General features: G+C 63.4%; 15 protein-coding genes. 10 read left to right on the plus strand and 5 right to left on the minus strand.

Features of this window, described 5'->3' with window-relative positions; genetic code table 11:
• Positions 1-10: 10 nt before the first annotated feature.
• The 3 genes from VPA02S_RS18805 to VPA02S_RS18815 all read right to left on the minus strand — a co-directional run bounded on the left by VPA02S_RS18805 (position 11) and on the right by VPA02S_RS18815 (position 3,033).
• Entirely contained in the window at positions 11-892 is an 882-nt protein-coding gene (locus VPA02S_RS18805) for an NmrA family NAD(P)-binding protein (protein WP_062365167.1), read from the minus strand.
• Positions 893-989: 97 nt separating this feature from the next.
• Positions 990-1,631: an HD domain-containing protein gene (locus VPA02S_RS18810; RefSeq protein ID WP_062365168.1), complete on the minus strand. Its 642-nt coding sequence runs from the start codon at positions 1,629-1,631 to the stop codon at positions 990-992.
• 397 nt (positions 1,632-2,028) lie between these two features.
• Positions 2,029-3,033, minus strand: coding sequence for an alpha/beta fold hydrolase (locus VPA02S_RS18815; RefSeq protein ID WP_081247591.1), 1,005 nt, complete (start codon positions 3,031-3,033; stop codon positions 2,029-2,031).
• 425 nt (positions 3,034-3,458) lie between these two features.
• Here VPA02S_RS18815 and VPA02S_RS18820 point away from each other — a divergent pair, with 425 nt between their 5' ends.
• Positions 3,459-4,487, plus strand: a complete 1,029-nt coding sequence (locus tag VPA02S_RS18820) for a GlxA family transcriptional regulator (protein WP_062365170.1) — start codon at positions 3,459-3,461, stop codon at positions 4,485-4,487.
• A 566-nt stretch (positions 4,488-5,053) separates the two neighbouring features.
• Here VPA02S_RS18820 and VPA02S_RS31795 read toward each other — a convergent pair.
• A complete protein-coding gene (locus tag VPA02S_RS31795) occupies positions 5,054-5,470 on the minus strand; it encodes a hypothetical protein (protein WP_155736602.1) in 417 nt (138 codons plus the stop codon).
• A gap of 126 nt (positions 5,471-5,596) precedes the next feature.
• On the opposite strand from VPA02S_RS31795, the gene VPA02S_RS18825 reads away from it, so the two are divergent.
• Positions 5,597-6,079 carry a TRIC cation channel family protein gene (locus tag VPA02S_RS18825; RefSeq protein WP_244883623.1) on the plus strand — a complete coding sequence of 161 codons (483 nt, stop codon included), beginning with the start codon at positions 5,597-5,599 and terminating at the stop codon, positions 6,077-6,079.
• Positions 6,080-6,112: 33 nt separating this feature from the next.
• Here the strand turns inward: VPA02S_RS18825 and VPA02S_RS18830 are convergent, their stop codons facing one another.
• Positions 6,113-6,910, minus strand: coding sequence for a DUF899 domain-containing protein (locus tag VPA02S_RS18830; protein ID WP_062365171.1), 798 nt, complete (start codon positions 6,908-6,910; stop codon positions 6,113-6,115).
• A gap of 149 nt (positions 6,911-7,059) precedes the next feature.
• On the opposite strand from VPA02S_RS18830, the gene VPA02S_RS18835 reads away from it, so the two are divergent.
• From VPA02S_RS18835 to VPA02S_RS18870, 8 genes are all read left to right on the plus strand, one after another.
• Complete coding sequence (locus tag VPA02S_RS18835; RefSeq protein WP_062365172.1) at positions 7,060-8,040, plus strand: Bug family tripartite tricarboxylate transporter substrate binding protein; 981 nt, start codon at positions 7,060-7,062, stop codon at positions 8,038-8,040.
• Between the two features lie 84 nt (positions 8,041-8,124).
• Positions 8,125-8,724 carry a TetR/AcrR family transcriptional regulator gene (locus VPA02S_RS18840; RefSeq protein ID WP_062365173.1) on the plus strand — a complete coding sequence of 200 codons (600 nt, stop codon included), beginning with the start codon at positions 8,125-8,127 and terminating at the stop codon, positions 8,722-8,724.
• 49 nt (positions 8,725-8,773) lie between these two features.
• Positions 8,774-9,295 (plus strand): DUF2147 domain-containing protein, encoded by a 522-nt coding sequence (locus VPA02S_RS18845; RefSeq protein WP_062365174.1) that lies wholly within the window; start codon positions 8,774-8,776, stop codon positions 9,293-9,295.
• Positions 9,292-10,293: an NADP-dependent oxidoreductase gene (locus VPA02S_RS18850; RefSeq protein WP_062365175.1), complete on the plus strand. Its 1,002-nt coding sequence runs from the start codon at positions 9,292-9,294 to the stop codon at positions 10,291-10,293. Before VPA02S_RS18845 ends, VPA02S_RS18850 begins: the two co-directional genes overlap by 4 nt.
• A gap of 43 nt (positions 10,294-10,336) precedes the next feature.
• Entirely contained in the window at positions 10,337-11,041 is a 705-nt protein-coding gene (locus tag VPA02S_RS18855) for an SDR family oxidoreductase (protein ID WP_062365176.1), read from the plus strand.
• The gene (locus VPA02S_RS18860; RefSeq protein ID WP_062365177.1) at positions 11,042-11,878 is read left to right on the plus strand and encodes an alpha/beta fold hydrolase; all 837 of its coding nucleotides are present in this window, start codon (positions 11,042-11,044) and stop codon (positions 11,876-11,878) included.
• 133 nt (positions 11,879-12,011) lie between these two features.
• Positions 12,012-12,269, plus strand: coding sequence for a helix-turn-helix domain-containing protein (locus VPA02S_RS18865; protein WP_062365178.1), 258 nt, complete (start codon positions 12,012-12,014; stop codon positions 12,267-12,269).
• Between the two features lie 2 nt (positions 12,270-12,271).
• A complete protein-coding gene (locus VPA02S_RS18870) occupies positions 12,272-13,612 on the plus strand; it encodes a type II toxin-antitoxin system HipA family toxin (RefSeq protein ID WP_062365179.1) in 1,341 nt (446 codons plus the stop codon).
• Positions 13,613-13,707: the final 95 nt, after the last annotated feature.

Below are 13,707 nucleotides of genomic sequence, written 5' to 3' on the forward strand. Positions count from 1 at the left end.
ACTCAACCCTTCAGACAAACGCGTCCCGGTTCTTCGCGATGAAGTCGGCAACGGATAGGGCCGGCTTTCCCGTCACCTCCTCGACGGCATCGTTTGTTCCCGCGAACACTCCGTTCTGATAGTCCTGCGCCACCTCGACCAGGTGTTGAACGAGGAATGGGTTGAACTTGTAGGTGTGCTGCATCTCATGCCGGAACTCTTCGATGGAGAGTGGGGCATATTCGATCTTCGCGCCAAGTACTTCGCTCATGGCTGCGGCAATCTGGTCATGATTCATCTCGACCGGACCATGAAGGGTATAAGTCTTGCCCCCGTGTGATGAAGGGTTGGCCAGGATGTGTGCAATGACGCGGCCCTGGTCGTCGGTGCTGATGGGCGCGTGACGCCCACCTCCAAACGGAAACTGAATGCGCTTCCTCGCCCAGATCTCATGCGCGAAATGGGGATAGACGAGCCAGTCGGCAAAGAAGGTGGGACGCAGGTGGGTCGTCGCCACGCCTGACCAGTCGAAAACACGTTCTGCAACCCAGTGGTCCTGCGCGGCATGGCTCTTCGAGTCCCGCCGGGCCGAAATCTGCGACATGTTGACGATGGCTTCGACACCCGCCTCCTTCGCAGCCTGCGCAAAGAATGCGCTTGCGTGCACGATTCCCGGGCTGAGGGGATGCAGGAAATAGGCGGAGCGAATTCCCTCCATCGCAGAGCGGATGGCATCGAGGTCAGTGAAGTCGCCCACGGCAATCTCGACGCCCTTGTCGCGCAAGGCCTGCGCAGCGTCACCATCAGCGCGCACATAGGCCCTCACGCGCCTGTCCATCTTCAACAATGTGTCTATCGCGGCGCCGCCTGTACGGCCGGTTGCGCCACTCACGAGGATGTCTGCTTGAATCATGATTTCATTTCCTTCAGCCGTTACGGGCATATGCTCGTAGTCGACAAGACTGTGCCCGTTCAGTGGAGGCACAAGGCCACTTTCTTCCGGGAATGCGTCAGCTCTCAAAGGGAGCGTGGTCCAGCAAATCGCAGACATCGGGAATCTCGAAGCCATGTACATGACGACGACCGATATCTGCCAAGCCGGTGCCCACTGTGGTGTGCGGCTTCTTTCTGGCTACCTCTGCCAAGGCTTGCTGAAACGCAACCTTGAATCCGACGCGCGGGTACAGCGCAAGCGTGTCGTCGATGAGCGATGGCGCAATCTCGTCAATGCGCAGCCCCATCACGTCCACATGAGCGCCCATATGAACCAGAGCCACCTCGGGCGCCCCACGGTCCGCGATGCCGGCACTCGAGTGCAAGGCAATGGCGTCCCAGACAAGCCGCGCTTTCGCTTCAGCGTAGCCGTCCGCAATCAGGATCCGACTGGCGGCGTCTGCGCCATCAACCTCGAACCTGTTGTCTGCTGCATATTCGTTCGTCAGCCCCAGGTCATGAAGGAGAGAGGCAAGGTAGACCGCCTCACGGTCGTATTTCATGCCGCGCTTGCGGCCGAGGAACTCGGAGAACCACCAGGTTCGATGCAGATGGTTCTTCATCGCAGGCGAGTGAACCTGCTCTACGAGTGAGGATGCCTTGCGGGTCAGTGCAGAACTCGGAGCGCTTACTCCTCCGATGAGGACGGGAGTTTCCATGTCGGGTGTTCCTGAAGGTCTTGTTGACAGGCCTTCACTGTAGGAGCCGACGAATAGACATAAATGACTGTTTGTGGACGATTCGCGCCAAAGATTGACCTGTCGCCGGGACCGCCATCACCCAGCGAAACTGCCCGGTAAGCCACTCCAGGCGCCCGCGCAGACGCATCGTCATCCTCAGCCTGGTTCCTGTGGTCGTCCGCCTAGCGGCAGGCGTCGGATCTCAGGTTGAAAGATTCAACCGGGACTTAGCAATATGGAGGTCGGTATCGGGCGAATGGTCGACATTCAGCGTCCAACGTAAGGTTGTTCGAATGCCTTCAGCACATGAGCTGCGGCGGGAGTGTCGTGCGACTGCTCGAAACCATCGGAGGTTGAACGCCAAGCTGGGTAGCACCTATGCTCCTTGCAGAATAAGTCCCCCGACCTCCTCGGGTTTGTCGATCATCAGCCAGTGACCCGCCTCCACCGACTTCACCGTGGCATGTGGAAAGTTCGCTGCGATTGCATTGGCGGCTTCCGGAGTCAGGTAGGGATCCTCAGTTCCCCAGATGAGCGATACCTTCGGGGCGAACTTGCGGACGTCAGAAAGTCGGGTCGTGTTGTAGGCCACGTTGTCCCTGACCTGAGAGGTCATCTGACGAAAAGCTGGTCCTGCCCCGGCCGCGAAGTTCTCGCGAACTATCGGCCGCAGGATACCGTTGAAGCGTTCCTGGAGCGCAGGAGGCATCTTGGCCTGGAAATGGCTGTCCTGAAAGCTCAGTAGCCAGTTCATCATCTCAGGCGTCTTCAGAAGCGTGTCTGCGAGATCTTTCAACGATGGGTTTCCAAATACTTCGATGATCTCCGGAAGCCTCAACGTCGGCGATTCCGCGTAATAGCAGTTCATCAGACAAAGCCACTGGATCCGATCAGGATGGTCGATCGCGTAGTTGATGGCAATCGGACCGCCGGCGTCATGACCGACGGGGATGAACTTCTTGAGTTTCAGCGCGTCGGCCACGGCAGCCAAGTCGCCTACCTGCTGATCGAACGTGTAGCGAAAGTCCGCAGATGCAACCTTTTCCGACTGTCCGAAGCCAAGAAAGTCGAAAACGACCACGTGCCGGCCGGCCTTCGTCAGGTACGGTACGACGTAGTCGTAGATGTGGAGATTGTCCGGGAATCCGTGCATCATGACGTAGGCAGGACCCTGCCCCGGATATTCACGAACGTAAGTCATGTGGCCGTCATGCGGTATGCGATGCTCGCGGTACGGGACCGCTGAGGCCATCGGAGGCGCAAGGTTGTATGGGGCCTCTGCTGCGCGACCTGATTTCGGCAGGGAGAGCGTCAGACCGCCGGCGGCAGCTGCGAACAGGAGGTCGCGGCGTGATATCGGGCTTCTGTTTAGCGGGGTCATTTCAATTCTCCTCTGGAGAGCTTCGACATCTGGGTGCACGGCGGCGGTAAGCCTGACTGGTTGCAGACCGGCTGAGCATGACGGTCCTGCCAGACAGGCGGACAAAGCGCGCTTGCGGAGGCAAGGCACCGCGTCGTGAGTTTGCGTACGGCAGGCCTCGATGCGGAGCCTGAGTTGGTCACCACCGCAAAGTCAGGTGCGCACGGTTCTTCATGGCGGGTGCATGGACCCGCCTTGTAAGCGGGAATGACATGCGGGTCATTGCAGAACTCGCAGCGCTGATTCCTCCGAAGGGATGCGGAGTTTCCATGTCGCATGCTCCTGAAAGTTTCGTTGACAGGCGATCACTGTAGAAGTCATGGCAAGACAAAAGTGACAGTTCATGGACGATTTATGCCGAAATGGAACTACCCGACGGAGCCCAAATGACCAAACGAAAGCTGCCCGGCAAGCCACTCCAGGTGGCGGCGCGAAGACGCATCGTCATCCTCGGCCTGGTGCCTGTGGTTGCCCTTGATGTCATCGGTCCGGCAGAGGTCTTCACGCTGGCGAATCGCCTGAGCGGATCCCACCCTCCGCCGTACATCCTCGATCTGGTGTGCTCAGGGAGCGACCTCAATCTGCAGAGTGAAACAGGAATCGCGCTGACAGCACACCGCACGCTCGAGCAAGAGCGACGTTCAAGCAAGCCCATCGACACGTTGGTCGTGACCGCAGGGTTCAGCCCTGAGCAAAGCCTGGACCGCACGGCCATCGAGTGGATTCGAACGCGCTCGCGCACAGTAAAGCGGGTGTGCTCGATATGCGTGGGAGCTTTTGCTCTCGCCGACGCGGGCCTGCTGGATGGCCGTCGGGCGACGACGCACTGGGGAATGGCGCGACGTCTGGCTGAACTTTATCCTGCGGTTCGAGTTGATGCGAACCCAATCTGGATAAAGGACGGCAACGTGTACACCTCCGCCGGCATATCGGCAGGCATCGACCTCGCGCTCGCCCTGGTGGGCGAGGACCTGGGCAGTGACATCGCTTTGGAAATTGCCAAGAATCTGGTCCTCTTTCTTCAGCGTCCTGGTGGACAGGCACAGTTCAGTGTGTCCTTGCAAGCGCAGCATGGACTCAGTTCGAAGCTTGAGGAACTGCGTGCCTGGATCACCGAACATCTGCACACAGACCTCACAGTCGAGGTCCTTGCGGACAAATCGGCCACCAGTGTGCGAACGCTGATTCGAGTTTTCGAGCGAGAGTTCGGCACTACGCCGGCGAAATACGTCGAAGAAGCGCGCCTTGAAGCCGTCTGCAGGGCGCTGGAACTGGGTGGACGCTCTTTGGAGGAGATTGCGCGGCGGTGTGGTTATCGGAGTGTCGACGTGCTCCGAAAGGCATTCGCCCGTCGGCTAGGCATAAGCCCGAAAGAGTACTCGCAACGATTTTCCGTCGCTTCGGAAGAAGCCTGAATCTGTCCACTATGCGACGTGTGGGCCTTGTCGGCGAGCGGCAAGTTCTTGCTGGATTCCATCCTACGATCCGCGCGCCGCGATGAAGGATGCTAACGGTTCGTCGCATGCTTCTCGAAAAGGCGACGGATAAATGACAGCATGTTCCCTCCTGCGTTTCAGTATAGAAGCGCTTTTAGGAGAGCTGACCTTTCCCTCGAACACGTCCCCTGGGAAAACGATCGGGGCAGTCCCTGCTGCAGAGCAATCAAAAATCACGCGGCCCAGCTCAGCCCGGCGCACTAACCTACTCTTTGTGTGATTGCGGCGCAGTCTGGGGGCTGTCCACGCCGTCGGGTCCATTGCCCTCGCGGGAGGCAACCCCTTCATCATGGCCCAGGTCACCAGAGCGGCGTCGATGTCATTGAGACCAAGCTCCGTCACCTTCTCCGCAGTGGTCAGGCACAGCGCATTGGCTGTGAGCTTGTCGGACCGGGCATCACTGATGAAGGAACTCTGCGCGGACGTGTACCAGTCTTCTTGAAGAATCCACTTTCTGATCGTTATGACACCCGATGAGGTTTTGATCAGGGGATATCTGAGAATGTTCGCGGCGTTTTTTGTTGCATAGGCAGCTTGCTCAGCAGTGGCATAGTCAGACTTGCACCTGTAGGCCGGAGTATCTGTCTGGCATACGTGCCACTCGGAAAATAGCGACGGACGTGGGGTGCGAATCCGATGGCCCAAGAGCCGATCGCGTCGTACTGGCCATTCCAGTCGGAAGTGCTTTTTGGCACCCTGAATGCGACGCGAATTCCGCCATCGGCTCTCCACCACACGAGATTGCGATCGCTGTGGTGCGTCTCGTTGATCTCGCTTGCGAACAGATTGTTGATGACTTGGTCGATGGCTGCGGCGCGGTCCCGGGTCGCAGGTTCGCTCAATGTCGTGACAACCGTGGACTGAGGACTGACTGCCTTGATAGCACCGAGCGTGGCTTGCAAGGTGGCTGTTATGTGTGGTCGCATCGACAGATGAAAACAGCCATTCGCTACTAGGCCCAGCGAACTCCCCAGCCCGCGACGGAATCGTCGACATGGCGACGCACTTTATTTTCCCGACGCACTTTATTGAGCATCAGCAGCGACCTGCTGCTGGACCGCCATCCGGTGTTCTGGATCCGCGAAGTGCGCTATGTGTACACGATCCTGGCGGCGACCGCGGCCGCCATCGCGTGGGTTCATTTCTTCCCGCTGCCCGAGCACGCGCTGGCCTTGGCCGATGCGCTGGGCCTCGCGCTCTTTGCGATGACCGGCGCGCAGGTGGCCGAGGAGCGGCGCCTGCCGGCGCTCGTCGTGATCCTGGTGGGCACCATGACCGGCGCCGCCGGCGGCCTGTTGCGCGATGTGCTCACGGCCCGCATTCCGCTGCTGCTGAGCAGCGGCATCTACGGCTCTGCCGCCATCGCGGGCATTGCGGCCTACCTGCTGCTGCAGGCCGCCGGAATGCCGCGCCGCTGGGCCTTTCACGCGGGACTGCTGCTGGTCGTGGCGCTCCGGCTCGGCGGGATCTACGGCGGATGGCACCTGCCGATGCTGCGGCTTTCGGCTTGAGTGCGCGCCACGCGCGAAGCTACTTGCCCCGCCTCATCGCTTCGCCTTCAAGCTCTGCTCGCGGAACGCCGCCTCGCCGGCGGTGGAGATCTCGACCCACTTCTTGTCGGGTGCGGCCTCTTCGGCATAGTTGTCGTGCCAGTTCCACCACTTGTAGGTGGGCGTCTGCGGGTAGCCCTCGGGCGAGTCTTCCCACACCTCCTGCCGGCCCAGCGGCGTGACGTCGAGGTAGTTCCAGGTGTTGCCCATCTGCTCGTCGCCGCGGTTGTTGAGGAAGTAGGTGCGGAACACGCGGTCGCCTGCATCGCGGTAGAACACGTTGGTGCCGTGCCATTCGTGCACGCCGAAGTCGGCGTCGAAGCTGTCGGTGAGCGTGAACCACGGGATCTCCCAGCCCATGCGCGCCTTCAGCCGCGCGATGTCCGCCTGCGGCGCACGCGAGACGAAGACGAGGGTGGTGTCGCGCGCGTTCAGGTGGGCGACGTGGGCGACCTGGTCGGCCACCATGGAGCAGCCGCGGCAGGCGTGGTCGGGCCAGCCGAACACGCCGGGCTCGAAGAAGGCGCGGTAGACGATCAGCTGGCGCCGGCCGTCGAACAGCTCGGGCAGGCTGACCTTGCCCGCGGGTCCTTCGAAGGCATAGGTTTTTTCCACGGCCATCCACGGCATGCGCCGGCGCTCGGCGGCCAGCGCGTCGCGGGCGCGGGTCTGGGCCTTTTCCTTCACGAGCAGCTGCTCGCGGGCCGCTTCCCACGCCTCGGGCGAAACGACCGGTGGGGTGTGCATGGCGGGCGCGGTGCCCTTCTTTCCGTTCTCGGTGGAACTCGTCATGGCTTGAATCTCCTGGTTGGGCGAGAAGAAAAGTTTGGCACCGCCCACCCCGCCGCGGGAGTAACAAGTTTGGCGGGATTGCGGCTTTCCGCGCCGGGCCCGGTTCCTGCTATCCGGTGGGTTCCCCATCGCCCGCAAAGAACAACGCCATGACCACCCGCTTTCGCTCCACCCGCCGCACTGCGCTGCACATGCTCGCGGCAGGCGCCGCCTCGCTCGCCCTCCCCGCCTTCGCGCAATGGCCCGACAAGCCGATCAAGATCATCGTGACCTTTCCGCCGGGCGGCTCCAGCGACGTGCTCGCGCGCCTGCTTGCGGAACAGCTGTCGAAGAAGCTGGGGCAGCCCGTGGTCGTGGACAACAAGCCCGGCGCGGGCGGCACCATCGGCGGCGCGCAGGTGACCGCGGCCGCGCCCGACGGCTACACGCTGATGCTCTCGAACACCACGCCGATTGCGCTCGGCCCCTTCACGCTCGACAAGCAGCCCTACGATCCCGTGGCGGGCTTCAGCCACATCGCCTACCTGGGCGCGGCGCCGCTGGTCATCATGGCCAGCAAGCCGTCGGGGTTCAAGAGCTATGCGGACTTCGAGGCGGCCGGACGCAAGGACGGCCGCATGGACTTCGGCTCGGGCGGCCCCGGTTCGATCGGCCACATCCACGGCGAGCTGCTCAAGAAGATCACCGGGATCAACATGGTGCACGTGCCCTACCGCGGTGGCGCGCCGATGACCACCGACCTGATCGCCAACACCATTCCGGTGGGCATCGACGTCATCACCGCCTACGTTCCCTTCTTCAAGAGCGGACAGCTGGTGCCCCTGGCCGTGACCGGCGCCCAGCGCTCGCCGCTGATGCCGGACGTGCCGAGCATTGCCGAGCTCAAGCAGCCGAAGCTGGTGCTCGAGAACTTCTTCGGCCTGTCCGGCCCGGCCAGGCTGCCGGAGGATGTGGTGGCGCGGCTCAACGCGGCCTGCAACGAGGTGCTGGTGATGCCCGAGATCCAGAAGAAGCTCACCGACCTGGGCATCGTCGCCAAGCCCGAAACCGTCGCCATGTTCAACGGTTTCGTGAAGGAGCAGGTGAACGTGCTGGGTCCGACGGTCAAGGGCGCGGGCATCAAGCTCTGACGAGACGGCCTGGGCGCCTGCGCGGCGGCGCCCAGGAACGTTCTGCCGCAACAGCCCTGCTGGCGCCATGGCCGCATAAGATGTATGATAAGCATCATGCGAAACACAAAGCACAGCGTCAGAGCAGCGGCCAAGGAGGCCTCGCACGAGCGCATCCTGTCCGTGGCTGCCCGTGCGATCCGCCGCAGCGGCTACGACGGCACCGGCGTGGCCGACATCATGAAGGAAGCCGGCCTGACCCATGGCGCCTTCTACGCCCATTTCCCCTCGCGCGAAGCCATGCTGGCCGAGGCGGCGGGCCGGGCCTGCACCGAATCGGCCGCGGCGGCCGCACAAGTCGCTTCCGACGAGCCCTCCGGGCAGGCCCTGGCCTCCATGCTGCGCGCCTATCTTTCGCCGGAGCATGTGGCGCACGCGGAGACGGGATGCCCGCTGGCCGCGCTGGGCTCGGAAACGCCGCGCCAGGCCGCCGAGGTGCGGCGCGTGACCACGCGGTACGTCAAGGAAATGATCGATCTCGTCGCCCGCCAGTCGCCCGACTGGGGGCAGCCCGCGGCGCATGAACGCGCACTGGTGACCGTTGCCACCATGGTCGGCACCTTGCTGCTGGCACGTGCGGTCGACGAGCCGGCGCTGTCGGCCGGCCTGCGCGAGGCGACGCTCAAGCATTTGACGCCGGCCTGAATCCACCGCGGCACGAATCCCACGAATCCCTTTCTGTTCGACCAAAAATATGATGACTATCATGCGACATAAGCGGAACCCCACCGGCAAGGCGCGCGCGCTTCCGCTCCTTTTCGCGCTCGCATTCCAGGGGCTCGCCGCGGCCGCAGCGCTCACGGCGTTGCCGGCCCGGGCGGACGAGACATCGCCCGTCGGCCTGTGGAAGAACGTCGACGACGTCAGCGGCAAGCCGCGCGCGCTGATCCGCCTCACCGAATCGAACGGCGTCCTCCAGGGAAAGATCGAAAAGGTGTTCCCGGCCCCGAACGAAGACCCGAACCCGACCTGCGAGAAGTGCGAAGGCGCCAACAGGAACGCACCGGTCGTCGGGCTGGTGATCCTCAGCGGCCTCGCCAAGGAAGGCGGCGAATACGCCGGCGGCCAGATCCTCGATCCCGACAACGGCAAGGTCTACCGCAGCAGTGTGCGCCTGACCGACAACGGCAAGAAGCTCAGCGTGCGCGGCTACATCGGTGTGCCAATGCTGGGCCGTTCACAGACCTGGATACGCCAGGAACAAGGAAAACCATGAAAGCATTTGTTCTCGATCGATACGGCAAGAAAGCCGCACTGCGGCCCGCCGACATGCCGACGCCGGAGCTGCGCGACGACGAGGTCCTGGTCGAGGTGCATGCCGCAGGCCTGAACCTGCTGGACGCCAAGATCAGGAACGGCGAGTTCAAGCTCATCCTGCCGTACCGCCTGCCCCTGGTGCTGGGGCACGACGTGGCCGGCGTCGTGGCCAAGGTCGGCCCGCGCGTGCGGCAGTTCAAGCCGGGCGACGAGGTCTATGCGCGGGCGGACGATTTCCGGATCGGCACCTTCGCCGAGTTCGTTGCGGTCAAGGAGGCGTCGCTCGCCCTGAAGCCGCAGGGCCTCACGATGGAAGAAGCCGCTTCCATTCCGCTGGTGGCCCTGACGGTGTGGCAGGCACTGGTCGAGAAGGCCGGGCTCAAGAAGGGGCAGAAGGTCTTCATCCAGGCGGGCTCCGGCGGCGTGGGCACTTTGGCCATCCAGCTGGCCAAGCACCTGGGCGCCAGCGTGGCGACGACCACGGGCCCGACCAATGTCGAGCTCGTGAAGCGCCTGGGCGCGGATGTCGCCATCGACTACCGCACGCAGGACTTCGAGGACGTGCTGCGCGACTACGACGTGGTCCTGAACAGCCAGGACGGCAAGACGCTCGAGAAATCCCTGCGCGTACTCAAGCGCGGCGGCAAGCTCATCTCCATCTCCGGACCGCCCGACCCGGCATTCGCCAAGCAGAGCGGCGCACCCGGCTTCGTGAAGCTGGCCATGCGGCTGCTGAGTTCGGGCATCAGGCGCCGGGCCAGAAACCGCGGCGTCGATTACTCGTTCCTCTTCATGAGGGCGAACGGTACCCAGCTGCGTGAGATCACGCGCCTGATCGAAGCCGGTGCCATCCGGCCCGTGATGGACCGCGTGTTCCCGTTCGAATCCACCAATGAAGCCCTGGCCTATGTCGAAGCAGGCCGCGCCAAGGGCAAGGTCGTCGTCAAGCTCAAGTGAGCCCCGTTCATTTCCCGTTCCCTTCTTTTCCTGGAGATTCCTCATGAAGATCGAAAATTCCGTCGCCCTCGTCACGGGCGCCAATCGCGGCATCGGCCTGGCATTCGCACGTGAGCTGCTGGCCCGCGGCGCCCGCAAGGTTTATGTGGGCGCCCGCAACCCTGAAACCGTGACCCAGGCCGGCGTCCAGGCGCTGCGCCTGGACGTCAACAATCCGCAAGACGTGGCGGCTGCCGCGGCTGCGGCATCCGATGTGACGCTGGTGGTCAACAACGCCGGCATTGCCCAGGTCGGCGGCTTTCTCGCGGACGACAGTGAAGACACGGCGCGGCGCATTTTCGAAACCAACTTCTTTGCCGTGCTGCGCATGAGCAAGGCCTTCGCGCCGATTCTCAAAGCCAACGGCGGCGGCGCGCTGCTCAACGTCCTGTCGGTTGCCTCATGGGTGAACGGCGGCGAGCTGGCAGCCTATGCGGCGAGCAAGTCGGCCGCGTGGTCGCTCACCAATGCCCTGCGCAGCGAACTGTCGGCGCAGAAGACGCAGGTGCTTGGACTGCACATGGCCTATGTCGACACCGATCTCACGCGCGGGTTCGATGTGCCGAAGACGAGCCCTGAAGACATCGTGAAGCGTGCGCTCGACGGGCTCGAATCGGGCCTCGACGAGGTGCTGGCCGATGAGCTCACGCAGCAGGTCAAGCAAGGGATGACCGCGCCCAGGCCCAGCTACCTTCCGCAGGTGGGCTGAGTGCACCGCTGGGCGGACGTTCCAACGAAATCCATCTCCGCCGGCGGCGTGGATTTTGCGTACCGGGAGCTCGGCGCGCACCATGGCGGAACACCCGTGGTGTTTCTCGTGCACCTGGCGGCCGTCCTGGACAACTGGGACCCGCGCATCATGGACGGCATTGCGGCAAAGCACCACGTGGTCGCCTTCGACAACCGCGGCGTCGGCGCATCCAGCGGTTCGCCGTCCGATTCGGTGGAGCAGATGGCGAGCGACGCCATCGCCTTCATCGAGGCGATGGGCTTCGCGCAGGTCGACCTCTTCGGCCTGTCGATGGGCGGAATGATCGCCCAGGAAATCGTGCTGAAGGTGCCGCAACTCGTACGCAAGATGATCCTTGCGGCCACCGGCCCCGCGGGCGGCGAGGGCATCAGCACGATGGCCAGGGTCGCGCACTGCGACCTGCTGCGGGGTCTTCTCACCGGCCAGGATCCGAAGCAGTTCCTTTTCTTCACGCGCACGCCGGGCGGCATCGAAGCCGGCAAGGCCTTTCTCGCACGGTTGAAGGAACGCTCCGAAAACCGCGACAAGGAGATCACGATCTCCGCGTACCTGGCGCAATTGCGGGCGGTGAAGGCCTGGGGCCGCAAGCAGCCCGCCGATCTTTCGGTGGTCAGGCAGCCCGCGCTCATCGTCAACGGGGACGACGACCGGATGGTCCCGACCGCGAACTCGCACGAGCTGGCGTGGCGGCTTCCGAACAGCACGCTGATCATCTACCCCGATGCCGGCCACGGTGGCGTGTTCCAGTTCCATGCCGACTTCGTGCCCAAGGCGATCGAGTTCCTGGATCGATAGTATTTCGAGGACGGCTGCGCTTGTTGGCCGCTTACCCATCTCATGGGTATTCGTAAAATTACCCATGTGATGGGTTTTTGACAAATACCCATGATATAGGTAATCTCAGGATACCAATCTCATTGGTATTCACATGCAGCAAGTCCTTTCGGTTCCCTCCCAGCTCGGCGCGCTGCTCAAGGCCGCGCGCAAGGAAGCGGGCATTTCGCAGGTCAGGCTGGCCGAACGGCTTGGCATCAGCCAGAGCCGGATGTCCCACATGGAGCTCAACCCGGGCTCGCTGAACCTGGAGCAGCTGCTGGCCATCTTCGGCGTGCTGGGCCTCGAGATGGTGGTGGGCTCCAAGAGGCTCGCGCCCACCGGCAGCCAGGCACCTTCCCAGGAGTGGTGAGCATGGCTCGCACACGGGGCCTGCAGGCACTGTCCATCTGGGCCAACGGTGAACGGGTCGGCAGCTGGCGCATCCCCGCGCACGGGGCGGACGAACTGCGCTATGACGATGCCTGGGCCGATTCGCCCGCAGGGCGCCCGCTCTCGCTTTCATTGCCGCTGGTGCGCGGCTTCACCCACAAGGGCGCGGTCGTCAGCAACTACTTCGACAACCTGCTGCCGGACAGCCTGTCCATCCGCCAGCGCATCGCGAGCCGCTTCGGCACGCAGACGACGCAGGCCTTCGACCTGCTGCAGGCGATCGGCAGGGATTGCGTGGGCGCCATCCAGCTGCTGGGAGAGAACGCCAGCCCGGCCGATGTGCAACGCATCGAGGGCGAGCCGATGAGCGAAGCCGGCGTCGAGCGGCTGCTGCAGCAGACGGTCGATCCGGGCAGCTTCGCCGCGCAGGCGGTGCCTGGCGACGAGCTGCGCATCTCCCTGGCGGGCGCCCAGGAGAAAACCGCTCTTCTGTGGCACGAGGGCCAGTGGGTGCGCCCGCAGGGTTCGACCCCGACCACGCATATCCTGAAGTTGCCACTGGGCCTCGTCGGCCATCGCAAGGCCGACTTCAGCACCTCGGTGGAGAACGAGTGGCTCTGCCTGAACATCCTCCAGGCGTACGGCGTTCCCGTTCCCCGCACCGCGATGCTCCGGTTCGGTTCGCAGAAGGTGCTGGCCGTCGAGCGCTTCGACCGCCGGCTGCATTCGTCCGGAAACTGGTGGCTGCGCCTGCCGCAGGAAGACTTCTGCCAGGCCCTCGGCAAGCCGTCGCACCTCAAATACGAAGCGGACGGCGGACCGGGAATGACCGACCTCGCCGACGTGCTGCGCAATTCGGTTAACGCAGAGGAAGACCTGGCAACGCTCCTCACCGCACAGCTGCTCTTCTGGATGCTGGGCGCGCCCGACGGGCATGCCAAGAACTTCAGCATCGCCTGGCTCCCGATGGGCCGCTACAGGCTGACGCCCCTCTACGACGTGATGTCCATCTGGCCCCTGGAAGGCAACGGCCCGAACCAGTTCTCCAGGCACGAAGCCAAGCTCGCGATGGCCCTGTCCGGCAAGAACAGGCACTACCACTTCAAGACCATCGAGCGGCGCCACTTCAACGCCATGGCGCAGAAGTGCCACTACGGCCCGGATGCCGAGAACATCATCCAGCGCGTGCTCGCGGCAACGCCAGGCGTGATCGACCGGATCGCTGCGCGCCTGCCTGCGCGGTTTCCGGCTGCGGTGTCGGGCCCGATCCTTGAAGGGCTCGCGCGCTCCGCGAGGGCGCTGAAGGGGATGCCGCCCGTCTAGGGAGGCAGCGCCCGCGCATGCCGGAATGCCCTGCAAAAAGTTCATCGGAAATTCGCCGCAGCCTTACCGGCCCTTCACATGGCGCCTTCAGCATG

Origin of the sequence: Variovorax paradoxus NBRC 15149 (assembly GCF_001591365.1) — a bacterium.
In the GTDB taxonomy this organism is placed as follows: domain Bacteria; phylum Pseudomonadota; class Gammaproteobacteria; order Burkholderiales; family Burkholderiaceae_C; genus Variovorax; species Variovorax paradoxus.

Bases quoted from the DNA above. Each gene is read 5' to 3' on its own strand.
- VPA02S_RS18805 (WP_062365167.1), bottom strand. From the start codon at position 892: ATGATTCAAGCAGACATCCTCGTGAGTGGCGCAACCGGCCGTACAGGC.
- VPA02S_RS18810 (WP_062365168.1), bottom strand. From the start codon at position 1,631: ATGGAAACTCCCGTCCTCATCGGAGGAGTAAGCGCTCCGAGTTCTGCA.
- VPA02S_RS18815 (WP_081247591.1), bottom strand. From the start codon at position 3,033: ATGACCCCGCTAAACAGAAGCCCGATATCACGCCGCGACCTCCTGTTC.
- VPA02S_RS18820 (WP_062365170.1), top strand. From the start codon at position 3,459: ATGACCAAACGAAAGCTGCCCGGCAAGCCACTCCAGGTGGCGGCGCGA.
- VPA02S_RS18830 (WP_062365171.1), bottom strand. From the start codon at position 6,910: ATGACGAGTTCCACCGAGAACGGAAAGAAGGGCACCGCGCCCGCCATG.
- VPA02S_RS18835 (WP_062365172.1), top strand. From the start codon at position 7,060: ATGACCACCCGCTTTCGCTCCACCCGCCGCACTGCGCTGCACATGCTC.
- VPA02S_RS18840 (WP_062365173.1), top strand. From the start codon at position 8,125: ATGATAAGCATCATGCGAAACACAAAGCACAGCGTCAGAGCAGCGGCC.
- VPA02S_RS18845 (WP_062365174.1), top strand. From the start codon at position 8,774: ATGATGACTATCATGCGACATAAGCGGAACCCCACCGGCAAGGCGCGC.
- VPA02S_RS18850 (WP_062365175.1), top strand. From the start codon at position 9,292: ATGAAAGCATTTGTTCTCGATCGATACGGCAAGAAAGCCGCACTGCGG.
- VPA02S_RS18855 (WP_062365176.1), top strand. From the start codon at position 10,337: ATGAAGATCGAAAATTCCGTCGCCCTCGTCACGGGCGCCAATCGCGGC.
- VPA02S_RS18865 (WP_062365178.1), top strand. From the start codon at position 12,012: ATGCAGCAAGTCCTTTCGGTTCCCTCCCAGCTCGGCGCGCTGCTCAAG.
- VPA02S_RS18870 (WP_062365179.1), top strand. From the start codon at position 12,272: ATGGCTCGCACACGGGGCCTGCAGGCACTGTCCATCTGGGCCAACGGT.